The organism is Skermanella aerolata KACC 11604, from assembly GCF_000936425.1.
Lineage (GTDB): Bacteria > Pseudomonadota > Alphaproteobacteria > Azospirillales > Azospirillaceae > Skermanella > Skermanella aerolata.
The window spans coordinates 177,122-192,340 of the sequence record NZ_AVFK01000007.1; the positions used below are offsets into that span (position 1 = coordinate 177,122).

General features: G+C 65.9%; 12 protein-coding genes. 5 read left to right on the top strand and 7 right to left on the bottom strand.

Going from position 1 to position 15,219, the window contains the following annotated elements:
- The first annotated feature begins 4 nt into the window (after positions 1–4).
- The gene (locus tag N826_RS11600; protein WP_044428811.1) at positions 5–1,666 is read left to right on the top strand and encodes a heparinase II/III family protein; all 1,662 of its coding nucleotides are present in this window, start codon (positions 5–7) and stop codon (positions 1,664–1,666) included.
- Between the two features lie 62 nt (positions 1,667–1,728).
- The gene (gene purH, locus N826_RS11605; RefSeq protein ID WP_044428813.1) at positions 1,729–3,315 is read left to right on the top strand and encodes a bifunctional phosphoribosylaminoimidazolecarboxamide formyltransferase/IMP cyclohydrolase; all 1,587 of its coding nucleotides are present in this window, start codon (positions 1,729–1,731) and stop codon (positions 3,313–3,315) included.
- An 81-nt stretch (positions 3,316–3,396) separates the two neighbouring features.
- On the opposite strand, the gene N826_RS11610 is transcribed toward purH, so the two are convergent.
- Complete coding sequence (locus N826_RS11610) at positions 3,397–3,780, bottom strand: c-type cytochrome (RefSeq protein ID WP_244619481.1); 384 nt, start codon at positions 3,778–3,780, stop codon at positions 3,397–3,399.
- A gap of 422 nt (positions 3,781–4,202) precedes the next feature.
- Between N826_RS11610 and N826_RS11615 the strand changes: the two genes are divergently transcribed.
- On the top strand, positions 4,203–5,141 hold the full coding sequence (locus N826_RS11615; RefSeq protein ID WP_052831070.1) for a heme-binding protein: 939 nt from the start codon (positions 4,203–4,205) through the stop codon (positions 5,139–5,141).
- A 133-nt stretch (positions 5,142–5,274) separates the two neighbouring features.
- On the opposite strand, the gene N826_RS11620 is transcribed toward N826_RS11615, so the two are convergent.
- Genes N826_RS11620 through N826_RS11630 form a run of 3 tightly spaced genes read right to left on the bottom strand, consistent with a single transcriptional unit; the run spans position 5,275 to position 9,699 of the window.
- Complete coding sequence (locus N826_RS11620) at positions 5,275–6,405, bottom strand: tryptophan 7-halogenase (RefSeq protein ID WP_044428815.1); 1,131 nt, start codon at positions 6,403–6,405, stop codon at positions 5,275–5,277.
- A gap of 27 nt (positions 6,406–6,432) precedes the next feature.
- Positions 6,433–8,499: a LodA/GoxA family CTQ-dependent oxidase gene (locus tag N826_RS11625; protein WP_044428818.1), complete on the bottom strand. Its 2,067-nt coding sequence runs from the start codon at positions 8,497–8,499 to the stop codon at positions 6,433–6,435.
- 48 nt (positions 8,500–8,547) lie between these two features.
- The gene (locus N826_RS11630; protein WP_169789326.1) at positions 8,548–9,699 is read right to left on the bottom strand and encodes a ferritin-like domain-containing protein; all 1,152 of its coding nucleotides are present in this window, start codon (positions 9,697–9,699) and stop codon (positions 8,548–8,550) included.
- A 700-nt stretch (positions 9,700–10,399) separates the two neighbouring features.
- On the opposite strand from N826_RS11630, the gene N826_RS42990 reads away from it, so the two are divergent.
- Positions 10,400–10,744, top strand: coding sequence for a hypothetical protein (locus N826_RS42990; RefSeq protein WP_147040332.1), 345 nt, complete (start codon positions 10,400–10,402; stop codon positions 10,742–10,744).
- Positions 10,745–10,854: 110 nt separating this feature from the next.
- Here N826_RS42990 and N826_RS11640 read toward each other — a convergent pair whose 3' ends face one another.
- Together N826_RS11640 and N826_RS11645 are read right to left on the bottom strand one after the other, a co-directional pair.
- Complete coding sequence (locus N826_RS11640; RefSeq protein ID WP_044428823.1) at positions 10,855–12,027, bottom strand: zinc-dependent alcohol dehydrogenase; 1,173 nt, start codon at positions 12,025–12,027, stop codon at positions 10,855–10,857.
- The gene (locus N826_RS11645) at positions 12,024–13,088 is read right to left on the bottom strand and encodes an SRPBCC family protein (protein WP_052831074.1); all 1,065 of its coding nucleotides are present in this window, start codon (positions 13,086–13,088) and stop codon (positions 12,024–12,026) included. Before N826_RS11645 ends, N826_RS11640 begins: the two co-directional genes overlap by 4 nt.
- A gap of 199 nt (positions 13,089–13,287) precedes the next feature.
- Here N826_RS11645 and panE point away from each other — a divergent pair, with 199 nt between their 5' ends.
- Entirely contained in the window at positions 13,288–14,229 is a 942-nt protein-coding gene (panE, locus tag N826_RS11650) for a 2-dehydropantoate 2-reductase (RefSeq protein ID WP_044428826.1), read from the top strand.
- 7 nt (positions 14,230–14,236) lie between these two features.
- Here the strand turns inward: panE and N826_RS11655 are convergent, their stop codons facing one another.
- Positions 14,237–15,208: an aldo/keto reductase gene (locus N826_RS11655; RefSeq protein ID WP_052831076.1), complete on the bottom strand. Its 972-nt coding sequence runs from the start codon at positions 15,206–15,208 to the stop codon at positions 14,237–14,239.
- Between the last annotated feature and the right edge of the window lie 11 nt (positions 15,209–15,219).

Sequence of the window (15,219 nt, forward strand, 5' to 3'; positions counted from 1 at the left end):
CGGCATGACGAGCCAGCGCGACACCCTAGGCTGGCTGAAGCAGGGCGCGCGGGCGTTCGCCTTCGGCAACCCCCTCTACGGCCTGACGCTGGGCGGCCGGGGCGTCACCGGACTTGCGGCGGTGCCGAACGATCCGTGGCCGGGCGACTCCGACATGGGCGCCGCCATCATGGACGGCGTCTTCCCCTTCGGCGGCGACGTGATGCAGGCCGAAGAGCCGGTCTGGGTGCCGGCGCTCGGCTATGGCCGGACGTGGATCGCCTGCATGAACAGCTTCGACTGGCTGCGCGACCTGCGCGCCGTCGGCGGCGACGTGGCGCGGCGGCAGGCCCGGACGCTGATCACAAGCTGGCTCGACCAGAACCATGGCTGGAACTCCGCATCCTGGGCGCCCGACGTGCTGGGCACGCGCATCGCCAACTGGATCGCGCAGCACGACTTCTACTGCCAGAGCGCCGACGACGCCTTCCGCTCGCGCGTGTTCGAAAGTCTGGCGCGCCAGACCACCCACCTGTCCAGGGTCGTCCCCGGCCCGCTCCAGGGTTCCTCCCTGCTCAGCGCCGTCCGCGGCCTCGCCTTCGGCGGGCTGTGCCTGCCCGGCTGCGACAAGGCGCTCGGCCAAGCCCTGAAGCTGCTGGAACGCGAGCTTCCAGCCCAGGTGCTGCCCGACGGCGGCCATGTCGAGCGCAATCCCGAACGCCACATGCTGGTGCTGCGCCACTTGATCGACATCCGGACTGTTCTGCGCGCCGCCCGGCACGAAGTTCCGGAAGTGCTCCAGCACGCCATCGACCGTATGACCCCGGCGCTCCGCTTCTTCCGCCACGGCGACGGCGGGCTGTCGTTGTTCAACGGCGGCCGGGAAGCCGATCCCGCCATGACCGACACGGTGCTCGCCCAGTCCGACGCACGCGGCCGTCCGCTGAAAAGCGCCCCCCATTGCGGCTTCGAGCGCATGCTGGCGGGCCGCACGACGCTGGTGATGGACACGGGCAAGGCGCCGCCGCCGGGGCTCGACACTGATGCCCATGCCGGCACGCTCAGCTTCGAGCTGACGGTCGGGCGCGAGCGGCTGATCGTCAACTGCGGCTCCCATCCCAGCCGCTTCGGCCCCTGGCGCGGCGCGCTGGCGGCGACCGCCGCCCACTCGACCCTGGCGGTGGCGGAAACCAACTCGGCCCAGGTCCTGGAACAGGGCGGTTTGGGGCGCCGGCCCGGCCGGATCACCTGCGAGCGGATCGAGGGCGACGGCGCCACGCTGGTCGAAGCGACCCATGACGGATACGTCCGCTCCTTCGGCCTGCTGCACCGCCGCCGCCTCTATCTGGCGGACAACGGCGACGACCTGCGCGGCGAGGACACGCTGGAAGGGCCGGCAGGCACTTCCTTCGCGCTCCGCTTCCACCTGCATCCCAGCGTCACCCCGGCGGCGGTGGCCGGCGGAGACAGCGTGCTGCTGAAACTGCCCAGCGGCGCAGTCTGGCGCCTGCGCGCGGCCGGCGCCGTCCTGGAAGTGTCGGAGAGCATCTATCTCGGTGGCGGCTTCGGCGACGGCGACGAGCCACGCCGGACCAATCAGGTCGTCGTGACCGGCGACACCGTGTCCGATTCCACTCAGATCAAATGGGCGTTACGCCGCGAGAAGAAGCCGCCGCCGCAAACATAAAAACCGCGCCATAAAAACTCCCCCTTAAACTCAGCCATAGCCTTACGCAGGATTCCGCCGTCATGACCGCCGATCTCATCCGCGTCACACGAGCCCTCATTTCCGTTTCCGACAAGACCGACCTCGTGCCGTTCGGTCAGGCGCTCGCCGCGCGCGGCGTCGAGATCCTCTCGACCGGCGGTTCCGCCCAGCAGCTTCGCGACGCCGGCGTGCCGGTGACCGAAGTCGGCGACTATACCGGCTTCCCCGAGATGATGGACGGCCGCGTCAAGACGCTGCACCCGCGCGTCCACGGCGGCATCCTGGCCCGCCGCGACCTGGAAGGCCATCTGGCCGCCATGAAGACCCACGACATCCCGCCGATCGATCTGGTGGTGGTCAACCTCTATCCGTTCGAGGCGACCGTGGCGCGCGGCGCTCCGTTCGAGGACTGCGTCGAGAACATCGACATCGGCGGCCCGGCGATGATCCGCAGCGCCGCCAAGAACCACGGCTTCGTCGCGGTGCTGACCGACGCCTCGCAGTACGAATCGGTCCTGGCCGAACTGGACTCCAACGACGGCGCCACCTCCCTGGCGCTGCGCCGCCGGCTGGCGGCCTCGGCCTATGCCCGCACGGCGTCCTACGACGCCGCGATCAGCCAGTGGTTCGCCGGCCAGAACGACGAGACATTCCCCGCCCGCGTCACCGTCGCCGGCAGCCTGCGCCAGACGCTCCGCTACGGCGAGAACCCGCATCAGGCGGCCGCCTTCTACGTCAGCGGCGCCGATGCCCGGCCCGGCATCGCGACCGCGACCCAGCTCCAGGGCAAGGAGCTGAGCTACAACAACCTGAACGACACGGACGCCGCCTTCGAGCTGGTGGCCGAGTTCGAGAAGCCCGCCGTCGCCATCATCAAGCACGCCAATCCCTGCGGCGTCGCCGAGGGCGAGAGCCTGCTGGACGCCTATGGCCGCGCGCTGGAATGCGATCCGGTCAGCGCCTTCGGCGGCATCATCGCCCTGAACCGCACGCTGGACGCCGCTACCGCCGAGCAGATCGCGAAGCTGTTCGCCGAGGTCGTAATCGCCCCCGACGCCGACGAGGGCGCCCGGCAGTTCCTGGCGTCCAAGAAGAACCTGCGCGTCCTGCTGACCGGCGACCTGCCCGACCCGGCCGCTCCCGGCATGACGGTGCGCACCGTCGCCGGCGGCTTCCTGTTCCAGACCCGCGACAGCGGCCGGGTGACCCTGCCCGACCTGAAGGTCGTGACCAAGCGGGCACCGACCGATCAGGAACTCTCCGACCTGCTGTTCGCCTTCCGCGTCGCCAAGCACGTCAAGTCCAACGCCATCGTCTACGCCAAGGCGGGCGCCACGGTCGGCGTCGGCGCCGGCCAGATGAGCCGGGTCGACAGCTCACGCATTGCGGCCTGGAAGTCCGCCGACGCCGCTAAGGCGGCCGGCCGCGAGCAGGCCGGCACCATTGGCTCGGTCGTGGCAAGCGATGCCTTCTTCCCCTTCGCCGACGGGTTGCTGGCCGCCGCCGACGCGGGCGCCACCGCGATCATCCAGCCCGGCGGCTCGATGCGCGATGCCGAGGTGATCGCGGCGGCGGACGAGCGCGGCCTCGCCATGGTCTTCACCGGCATGCGCCACTTCCGCCACTAAAAACCGGATCGGTCCCAAACGAAAACGGGCGGCAGGATCACCCTGCCGCCCGTTTTCGCATCCGCGTATCCGACGGTTACTTCACTTCAGCGCCTTCAGGAAATCGATCAGCTCGTCCTGCTTCGCCTTGTCGGTGATGGCGACGTGGCGCATGCGGGTTCCGGGGATGAACGCGTCGTTACCGGAAATCCACTTGCGCAGGTTGTCCTCGTTCCAGACGATTCCGGACTTCTGAACAGCTTCGGAATAGGCGAAGCGCGGCACCGTGCCGGCGGAACGGCCGTAGACGCCGATCAGCGTCGGGCCGAAGGCGTTGGCGGAGGTATCCAGCGAATGGCACGACGCGCATTGATGGAACGGATGGCTGTCCGAAACCGGCTTGGTCTCGGCAAACGCCTGGCTCGCGCCGAGCGAGCACGCGGCAGCCAGCATCGGCCCCATCAATCTGAGGGCCAGCAGCTTCATGGTGATTGTCCCCTTTCACAGGTTGCCGCGGCAGTATAAGTCCGGGCCGGACGGCGGATAATAGTACCAAGGAATGAAGGGTTATTCGCGCCACGCGACGTTATGCGGCATTGGCGACCTGATCCCACGGCATCGACCGAGTCGGAGGGACGGCGCCCCCCGCCCTGCCCTTCACCGCATATCGCCGTACCACCAGGGCAAATTTCAATGCACGGCAGGGCCGAACCTGCACACGCCAATATTTAATGATTACAAAACTTAAACAATAAGCGAATCGATTTGAGAGTTTCTCTTCACGTATTTACACTTCACCATAAGACAAGAGCTGCCGCATCCGCATACCCAAGTACCCGTGGATACTGCTCCTTTTGTTGCTCTTTCATTGCATCTTCTGATTTATTGATCTTCGGGAGACTATAATCATGACCGCTGTGGACGCCCCTGTTAAGTCCCCTCTTCCCAAGCACGTCCCCCTGAATCTCGCCGACGCGAAATCCGTCGACTCCCTGGGTCCGCTGGCGGCTCTGCTCGGCAAATGGTCCGGCATCGGCTGGAACATGATCGCCGTACCGAACGGCAACGGCGGCTTCGAGCTTCTGGTCAACGAAATCGACGAGACGATCACCTTCACCGCGATCGAAGCACTCGTCCCCAACCGCAGCAACGGCGGCGGCACGATGCTGCTGGCGGGCGTCAGCTATGACGTCAAGGTGACCGACGCAACGGAGGGGCCGAACTTCGGCAACCTGCTGCACGTCGAAAACGGCATGTGGCTGTGGCCGACCAATCTCGGACCGGAAGTCACCGACACCACGGCCACGGACGAGATCTTCACGCCTGATACCGTCGTCCGGATCGCCACCGTTCCCCACGGCAACTCGCTGGTCGCGATCGGCCCGTTCAGCAAGTTCAAGGGAGCGCCGAAGATCCCTAACATTTCGGGACTGCCGACACCGGTGAAGGGAGCTCTGAATGGCTATAGCGAAAGCTACCGGGGCAAGCGCGGCAACTTCGATCCGCAGCAACCCAACAGCTTCCTGATCGACCAAAACAAGAAGGCCGACATCGTGTCGACGCTGGCGCTGTCGGTCACGACCTCCGACGACGTCGACGGCGGCATCGTCAACATCCCGTTCATCCGCCAATACGCCGACGCCAAGGCGCTGGCGAGCACCTTCTGGGTCGAGACCGTCAAGGACGCGACCACCGGGGAGCTGTCGCAGCAGCTTCAGTATTCCCAGACGGTCGACATCTATTTCCACAAGCACTTCGATGAGACGCCCGGCCTGATCAAGTGGCCGCACGTCACCGTCAACACCCTCGCATTCGTCAACGAGCCGGTGCCAGTGGTGGTGGACTAAGCCAGGGGCCGAAGAGATTGACCTATGTGGACAGTGTTTGTTGGGCCACGGCCCAACCTACAGGCTCCTGCTTCGTAGGTTGGGCCGTGGCCCAACACTTGCCTACCGCCGGTCAAACTCTTCGGCTCAAGCCTTAAGCATCCCCAAGCTTGGTGCGCTCGCGCCGGTGCCTCCAGAAGGGGGCATCGGGCCAGCGGGCTTCCAGGTCGTAGAAGTAGTTCCGGTTGCCGGCATAATCCCCGAACCGCGCCGCGATCCCCTCGGCATAGCCCGACGTCTCGACCGCTTCCCCCCGCTCGATCAGCCCGGCGACGGCCGCAGCCGCCGCCATCGCATCCACGAACGCCTTGTGGATACCCTGCGACGACAGCGGGTCATAGGTGGAGGCGGCGTCCCCCACCGCCAGCCAGTCGGCGCCCGCCGGACAATCCAGCAGGAACGACGGCGTCGGCCAGACCCGCAGGGTGTCCGGCATCAGCACGGCCCCCGCGACGTCGCCGGCGACGTGCCGCGTCGTCGCCAGCCTTTCCATCCACGCCAAGGGCTGGTCCAGCCCACCCTCCTTCAGCAGGGCGGCATCGGTCGCCAGCGCCGCGACATGCTCCCCGGCGGGCAACCGGGCCGCGTACCACCAGCCGTACTCGACCGCTTCCAGCAGCGTCAGATGCGACCCGCGCGACCCGTCGGGCACATGGAAGAAGCCAGCGGCCACGACCATCTGGTCCAGCCGCCGGCGGCCGGCCCCGCGCTGATGGGCGAACAGCCCCCGCGCCCCCGTGGCATCGACCACGAAGCGCGCAGTCAGCGCCGTCACGGCACCGTCACCCCCTACCAGCCGCAGCCGATAGCCGCCGCCGGGCATCGGCTCCGCCTTGTCGAAGCTGGTCCCGCTCAACACCCCCATCCCCAGCCCGTCGCTCCGGGACAGCAGGAACGCGTCGAAGCGCCGCCGGTCGAGGTGCCATCCCTGACCGTGCGGGTTGTAGAGATAGTCGTTGTAGCCCAGCCGGTTGTCGCCCCAGGCGGAGCGGCTGCCCAGGCAGGGCTCGTGCCCTTCGGCCACGAAATCGTCCCAGATCCCGAGCGTGCGGAACATCAGCCCGGTATCCGGCGGGATGCTCTCCCCGATCCGTCGAACCTCATGGGTGCCGGCTTCGATGACCAGGACATCGCGGATGCCCTGGCGGTGGAGCGCCAGTGCCGTGGCGCAGCCGGCAGGACCGCCGCCAAGAATGGCGACGGTCCTGTCATGATGGGTTGTCATGCTTTCCCAGCGACCACTGACGGCAACTCAGCCGGCACTCGTGCTCTTGTCGTTCATCGGCCAGGGCGGAATGACAAGACCTTCGTCGACCGGCAGCTCGCTCCGCACCTCGAAGAACTGGTCCGGGTTGCGCTGCCCACCGATGATCGCGCTGTCCTGGATCACGAAGCCGATCTTGTGCCAGTTCGGCAGGATGTTCTCGATATCCTGATAGCGGCCCTGGTTCGCCGGATTTTCGCTGCCGGTGCCGGGACCCCGGACCGAATAGCGCTGCGGACCGGGCTTGCCATCCTTGACCTCGGAGGCGAGATGGACATGGACCGGGCGCTGCGCCGGCCACGACCAGTACAGCGTGGTGTTGTGCGGAATCGTCGGGCTGGTCGGATGGGTGGCGCAGGAATTGTAGTCGGTGTGCCACGGCACGGACATGAACTTGGTCATGTCGCCCGGCTCGACCAGATCCTCGCCGGTGCTGTGCAGCGGCACGTAGCCCTCCGACAGCACGGGCACGTCCGGATCGAGGCCGTCGAGCTTCAAGGGCTTCGGCGCGATCCGGAACGGCCCAACCTCCTTCTTCCGCCAGTCCTGGACGTAGATTTCCTCCTGGCGCACGGTGAAGGTCAGGTCGATGCCGGGGCTGAAACGGCCGCCCAGGCAGTTGATCAGCGAGGCCTTGTCCAACAGGTCGCCCGGCGACAGCGGCTTGACCGGCTCGGCACTGCACTTGCGGTCGTTCCACTGCGTCAGGAAATAGTACTGCGTCAGCGTCGGCGACAGGAAGGCCTGACCCGAATCGCCAAGCGCACCCGGCATCAGCGGCACGCCCAGCATGGCCTGCTGCGGCAGGTTCGGGTTGCGGATATAGGCCAGCCCCGACAGGATCGTGTCGGCGGGAACGGTCTCCGCGCCAATGCGGCCGACCGCGCGGTGCGCGTGTTTGGCAGGCTGAGGCAGGTTGGAAATCCATTCCTGCAAAGCCGTGCCCCGGAAGATATGGGCGACGTCGTCCTCGAAGCTGGCGTAGCGGTCGTACCGGTATTCGCCGTCCGAATAGATCTCCGGCTGAAGGTCGAGCTTGCGGACGAAGGTGTCGTAGACCTCGTCCCACAGCGACACGACGTTGAGGATCTGCGGCGCATAGGACGGATCGGCCGTCGCGACCCAGGCCGTCCCGGCGGAAATCCGGGTTTCGTCGGGCAGGCCGCCGTTCAGCACGACCACCGCCGAAACCGGGCCGTCGCTGGTGTCGTCGAACCAGCCGTCGTTATCGACGCTGCTGACGAGCTGGTAGAAGCTGCCGTCGGCCTGCTTCCAGGCGCTCGCCCTGCCGTAGCCGCCCAGCACCACCAGCCGCCCGGCCTCGTCGGTCTCCAGGTGGCCGAGGGTATCGACCTCGCCGGTCGGCGAGTACAGCCCGTCGGGGAACGACTTGGCCGGCCAGGACTTGGGATAGTCCGGCAGGGCCTTGAGGCCGCCTTCGGCGCTGTAGACCGAAGCCTCCGTAGCGGCATCGAACCGCACCGGTGCTGCACCGGCTCCCCGCACCGTGCGCGGCCCGAAATCGATCGTCAGCCTGGAAACCCGCTCCGGGTTGTTCAGAACAGCCAGCTCTTCCGTGCCCTCGTCGCCGGGATAGAACGAGGCATTGCGGATCGGCGGCAGGTTGCCGTTGCCGTAGTTGTCGATGACGGGACCGTTGGCGTTGCTCACCTCCAGGACGAAGGTGTTGGCCTTCTTGTTGGCGACATGGACGGTCCAGATGATGTCGGTGACCGTCTTGTCTCCCAGCGGTTCGCCGATCCTGATCTCCTGCTCGGTGGCGGCCGGGTAGGCCTTGGCCTCCGCTTCGCTGTAGGCGAAGATCTTGAAACGGGCGGCCTGACGCTTCAGCGCGCCGGAGGCGTCGCGCAGGTCCTCGTCGGTGATCGTGTCGTGCTCGGTGCCGCGCCGAATCGGCAGGCCGCCCATCACCGGCGGTTTGCTACCGGCGACCGGGACGCCGGCCATGGTTTCGGGCGCCAGATAATAGTCGTCGCTGTTGCCGACTCGCGCGAAGGCGATGGCGGGATGGATGCGCAGGATGCTCTTGGACATGGGCTGATCCCTGAATCTTTGTTTGACGACCTTGAATTGACTCAGAGGTCAGGCGGTCGCGGGCTCGGCCTTCCAGGCCGCCGCCTTGGCGTTGGCCGCCTTCGCCAGCGGGAAGCGCGGCTCCGACTCCAGGGCCGCGAACGTCGCCCTGGTCTGCGCCGAATGGTTCAGGTCGTGGTGCGAGAAGGCCGGCACCGCGCCGTTTTGCCAGCAGGCCAGGATATTGCCGGCAAGCGTGACCATGTGGACGTAGAACTGCGGGACCTGCTTGCCGGCGAACTTCTCCGTCATGGCCCAGCGGAACTTGGTGAAGTTCTCGACCAGCCGAAGCTGAGCCGCGTAGCCGGGCGTGCCCTCACGCGGGAAGCGCTCTGCGGCATAGGTTTCCGGCAGCACGCCGCCCTGGATCAGGCTGTAGAACTTCTCGAAATGCGGCCACGACGGCTCGATGTCGTCGGCGGTGTTCCGGAACTGCTTCTTGATCGGCGGGTTCGACGCGCTTTGGAAGTAGCTGGCGATGTCTGGCAGGTTGGGATGCTTCGGATGGCTCTTGAGGCCGGCCGGACGCTGGGTGCCTTCGCCCTGGGACGTGATCGCATCGACCAGATTGGCGACCTGTGCCAGCCCGTCGGAGCCGTCGAGCGTGATGGTCGGCTGCGCGAAGTCGGCGTAGAAGCGCTTGAAGGCATCGACCTGATTGACCGCCTTGATGTGGTCCTTCAACTGCGTCGCGCCGACCGTCACCGCCTGATAGAACTCCCCGATCGAGCCGTAAACGGCGATGTCGGGGTTCGCGTCCACCGGATGGCCGGTATCCCAGAACGGATATTCGACCAGGCAGAAGCCCTGGAGCCGCGCGATGTCGAGCTGCCCGATCTCCGCCCGCGCCGACGGGAACAGCGTCCGGGGGTCCGGATCGTCCAGCGAGAAATCCAGGTGCGGAATATGCGTTCCCTCATAGACCGGGCACTTGAATAGCGGCTTCAGCCCATAGGCGTTGGCGATATTGGCCGCCAGCTGGACATGCAGCATTTCCTGATTGACGACCGACAGGATGAGCTGGAACGCCGCCTCGCCCTGATCCTTGATAGAATAGGCCGCCGCCATGTAGTACGGGATGGTCCAGAATTCGAGATCGACAGCCGCCTGCAAATGCTCCTGCAACTGTTCCAATGTCCATTGCGATTCCGCTGAACTCATCAGGTGACTCCTGCCCGGAAAATATTGATTTGAGAAATCCCCGGCGGCTGAAACCATGGCCGTTATCGGGGGTGCTATTGGATGCGGGAGAACGACAACAGAAATGCGGTATTTAAGTCAAGAATATTAGTATTAATTTTTATGTTACTTCGGAGGAACAATACTGTTGTATGTTTGGTAGAGTGCATATCCGAGTAACGTGACAGGTGATTTACTTGGGTATTTCTTGAACAGGCACCGTGCCACGATCTCCGGCTGTATGCCGCCTAGTCCAGGGCTTGGGCCTATAGGCGTCACCTTAAAACATTCCCGCACGCCAAGCTTGCATTCTCCTCCACTTTACCGTCATGCCAAGACTTGATCTTGGCATCTCCTGGCGAAAGCTGACTAGAAGACTTCAACCTGAAGTCCGACTACCAGCAGCCAAGCTCCTGAAAGGAGATACCAAGATCAAGTCTTGGTATGACGGGAAGGGGACAAGTCTGCCAAAACCAGCGCTTACAAGACTTGATCTTGGCAAGACGGTATGAAGAATTAGCGGAAAGCCCGGCATCTTCTCCATTTGGGAACCGAACAGCTCTGCTATCCACTTTTGAAAAGTGCGGCTAGTCCCCTGTCCAGCGCCGTTTAAAAAACGCTTTTGAAGCCGGTTCGTATACCCATACACACCAAGGTAGCATCACGGGCGGTGATGGCCGAGATGCCGTCGCGCCCGTTTCAGGACGATTTCATCCGGTTCTTCTGCCGGATATCGAGTCCCGATCCCGAAACGCGTGAGGAAGCGCGCCGGCTGCACAGGGTCAGGATGGATGCGTGGAGCACCCGGCGGAACATTCAGAAGGAATGGTTCGCCAAGGCGGGACTCGATGCCGCGGGCAGGCATCGCAGGCTCCTGCTCAACGACAAGCACGCCATCGAATGCGAACTCATAGGACATAATGACCGGCCCCGGCAAGGCCATTGTCTTCGCCTGAGCCAGAGCGCCCGACCCTCCTGGCGGCAGTCTCCAGCCGCCGCCAGGAGCCGCGATAGTGAGCTTCAGTGACCAACGGTGACGAAACACCGTTTTTTCCTCACCCACGCCGGCACCACGACGGCCGGAGCTTCCGCTGCGGCCGCCGATGTTTCACGTGAAAGGCCATTCAGGCCCCGCCCTCAGGGCCGCAGCACGACCTTCATGCATTCGTCCTGCTTGTTGAGGAAGGTCGAATAGCCCGACGCCGCGTCGTTCAGGTTCAGCCGGTGCGTGATGACGAAGCTGGGGTCGATGTCGCCCTTTTGGATGTGCTCCAGCAGCGGCTTCATGTAATGCTGCACATGGGCCTGCCCCGCCTTGATCGTCAGCGACCGGTTCACGACGGCGCCGAACGGGAACTTGTCGACGAACCCGCCATAGACGCCGATCACCGAAACAGTGCCGCCGTTGCGGCATGACAGGATCGCTTCGCGCAGGGCGATGATCCTGTCGGTTTCCAGCATCATCGCCTGCTTGGCGCGGTCATAGGCGCCGATCAGGCCCATGCCGTGGGCTTCCATGCCGACCGCGTCGATGCAAGCGTCCGGACCGCGCCCGCCGGTCATTTCCCGCAGGGCCTCGGGCACGCTGTCGACTTCGGCGTAGTTGATCGTCTCGGCCCCGCCCTGCTCGCTCGCCATCTTCAGCCGGTAGGGGAACCGGTCGATCGCGATGACCCGCTCGGCGCCAAGCAGGAAGGCGCTCTTGATCGCGAACTGGCCGACCGGGCCGCAGCCCCAGACCGCGATGGTGTCGCCCCGCTTGATGTTGCAATTGTCGGCGCCCATGTAGCCGGTCGGAAAGATGTCGGACAGGAAGAGCACCTGTTCGTCCGGCATGCCGTCCGGGATCTTGATCGGTCCGACATCGGCATAGGGCACGCGGGCGTATTCCGCCTGACCGCCGGCATAGCCACCCAGCATGTGGGAATAACCGTAGATCGCGGCCGGCGAGTAGCCCCACAGCTTTTCGGCCATCCAGGCATTCGGGTTGGAGTTCTCGCAGACCGAGTACAGGTGGCTCTCGCAGTTCATGCAATGGCCGCAGGCGATCGGGAACGGCACCACGACGCGGTCGCCGACCTTCAGCTTCTTCACGTCGCGGCCGACCTCCACCACCTCGCCCATGAACTCATGGCCCATGATGTCGCCCTTCTCCATCGACGGGATGAACCCGTTGTACAGGTGAAGGTCGGACCCGCAGATCGCCGTGGACGTGATCCGGACGATCGCGTCGTCTGGGTTCAGGATCTTGGGATCGGGCACGTTCCGGACCTGGATATCCTTGGTCCCCATCCAGCATGTGGCTCTCATGATTTCGCCCCCTGATATGTTCCCGTCCTGAGTTCCGCCTCGACCGCCTCGGGCAGCTTCGACGGCGGTCTGGCCGGATGCCTGACCAGCGCGAAGCTGGTGTCCGACCGCGTGAGATGGCCGGTCTCGACGATCTGCTTGAAGGCCCGCAGGTGGTCCGCCACCTGCTGGACCGGCTCCTTGCCGAACAGCTTAGCGATCTTGGCCCCGATGGCCCCACCAGGGGGATCGACCCGCATCTCGACCTCGACCACCGTGCCCCGGTTGGCCGGCCTCTGCTTGAAGGTCACCGAACCGGCGTTGTGGACGCTCGATCCGGCCACGGATGCCCAGGCGATCCGCTCGTTCGGTACGTCCTCGGTGATCTCCGCGTCCCACTCGACCGTGAAGCCGGCCACTCCCCTGGCCTTCCAGTGCGAGCGCTTGTCGTCCAGCTTCCGGATCTCTTCCATATGGGTCATGAACCGGGGCAGGTTGTCGAAGTCGCGCCAGAAGCGGTAAAGCTCCTCCGGCGGGCGGTTGATGGTGATGCTCTTCCTGACGTGGACGGCGCCGCTCCAGCGCTGATCCTCCACGGACCGGGCATGGTCACGGCCACCGACACCCTGCCTTCCGGCAGAGGCGTCATCGGCGTCGTGCTCGGTCAGCTGGCGGCCGCACAGCAGGTCGAGCGCCATGACGCCCACGACGGCGACGGTCGCGGCGGCGACCCGTTCCTTGTCGGTACGGTCCGATGCCCAGGCGCCGCCAAGCAGCGAAAGGTCCATAACGTCGCCGCCGACCCGTGCCCATACCCATCCCTCGGGATGGGGTTGCGACAGGATACCCAATCCGCTGGCGACCTCGCGCATCCCAACGGCGCGCATCATCTGCCGGTTCTCGTCATCGTCGGGAACACCGATCAGGCGCGCCATTTCGCCGGGCGCCGCAATTTGGGCCAGACCCAGTCCCAGGCTGAACCAGCCGAGGCCCTGGGCCAGCCGCTCCCCGTTCTCGCCGGAGCGGCCCCGGTTCCGGATAGCGCCCCTGTTCTCTCCAGCCCCCGTGTTCTGTCTTGCCATGGTATGCGATCTCCATTGGATCAACGGTCCGAAACCCGTTTCCCCCGGGATTCTGGTGTGCCCAACAGAACAGCCGGGCAATCCTTTCGCACTCCGTTCGGGGTACATCCCGCTTACGGGCGACGCGGGTGGACAGCACGGTCCGTTGCCCATAGGGTCTACGCACGGAAACCGGGCAAAAGAACAGGGTGGAAAAGACATGCGGATTCTCGTGGTCGGGGCCGGCGGCATCGGCGGCTACTACGGCGGCAGGCTGCTGAACGCGGGGCGGGACGTGACATTCCTCGTCCGCCAGCGCCGCGCCGCCCAACTGGCGGAAGCCGGTCTGGTCGTCCGCAGCCCCCACGGCGATCTCGACCTTCCGGCCCCGCCGACCGTCCTGGCGCAGGACATCGCGGCCCCTTTCGACCTCATCCTGCTCAGTTGCAAGGCCTACGACCTGGAAGCGGCGATGGACTCTCTGGCGCCGGCCTGTGGACCGGACACGCTGATCCTTCCCGTCCTTAACGGCATGCGCCACATGGACCTGCTGACCGCCCGCTTCGGCGCAAGCCGGGTGCTCGGCGGCCTGTGCCTGATCTCGGTCGTCCTCGATCCCGATGGCCGCGTCCTCCACCTCAACGACCTCCACGGCCTGACCTTCGGCGAGCCGGCCGGCGGGCGCACCTCCCGGGTCGACGCCGTCGCGGCGGAACTGACCGGCGCCGGGTTCGATGCCCGCCTCAGCGGGTCGATCCTTCAGGACATGTGGGAGAAGTGGATCTTCATCGCGACCGGAGCCGGGGCCACCTGCCTGATGCGCGCCGCTATCGGCGACATCGTGGCAGCGGGCGCCGACCACGTCGTGACGTCGCTGCTGGCCGAAAGCTCGGCCATCGCGGCGTCGGAAGGCTTCCCGCCCCGGGCAGCCGCGACGGAACGCGCCCGAGACACCTACACCAAGCCCGGTTCGACCATGACCGCCTCCATGCTGCGCGACATGGAACGCGGCGGTCCGATCGAAGCCGACCAGATCGTCGGCGACCTGCTGCGCCGAGGCGGCGACCCGGCGGCCAACCCGACCCTCCGCATCGTCCTCGGTCACCTGAAAGCCTATGAAGCCCGCCGGGTGCGGGAGGCGGCGGCGGGAACCGCCGGCTGAACCGGATTCAGCTCCGCAGGAAGAACGACTCGCGGGAGTGCAGGTCGAGTATCCGGCTCACCGCCACTCCGTCCAACGGCCCGGCGGCGGAGGCGGCGGCGTTTTCCTCCGCCTCCGCCGCGCTCAGGATGCCGGGGATAGTGGTCGCCACTTCGGGAAACGAAAGGCAGAAGCGCAGCGCCGTCCGGCTCCAGTCCCGACCCGGCGCCTGGCCCGATCCGGCGGCATCGTGCAGTTGCCTCGCACCGTCGGCCCAGCGGACGATCTGCGCACGGCTCCAGGCGGTCCGATGGTCGTCATCGGCGAAGCGCGTGGTCTCGTCCACGGTGCCGGAGAGGAAACCGAAGCACAGGGGCGTCCGGGCGATCACCCCGATGCCGTGGAAAGCGGCTTCCGCCAGCAGCCCCGATGTCGCCGCCCGGACATCCAGCATGTTCAGGTTGACCTGGACGACCGCCGCGGGAACGACGCCGATCAGGGCCGACGCCTCCTGCGGCGACTTGACGGAAACTCCCCACGCCCTGATCGTGCCGGCCTCGCGCAGGCCGTCCAGCGTCGCCACGACATCGGGGTCGGCGGCGAACAGGCCGGCCGGCGGGTTGTGAAGTTGCAGCAGGTCGATGGCGTCGCCGCCCAGCCGGCGAAGGCTCGCCTCGGCCGAGCGGAGCAAGGCGGCCGGGCTGAAGTCGGGTGGCTGGCCCCATCGCTGCTGGCCGGCCTTGGTGGCGACGACGATACGGGACCGCCGCCGCCGGAACGCCTCGCCGATCAGCGTCTCGCTGTGGCCGTCGCCATAGGCGGGTGCCGTATCGTAGAAGGTGATGCCCAGATCGAAGGCGCGTGACAGCGCCGTTCGGGACCCGGCGTCGTCGGTAGCGCCGTAGGATGTCGCGCCGGCCGTCGCCCCGCCGATCCCCCAGGCGCCGAAGCCGATTTCCGATACTTCCAGGCCGGTCGAGCCGAGCGGGCGGTATTTCATGGAGAGTTTCC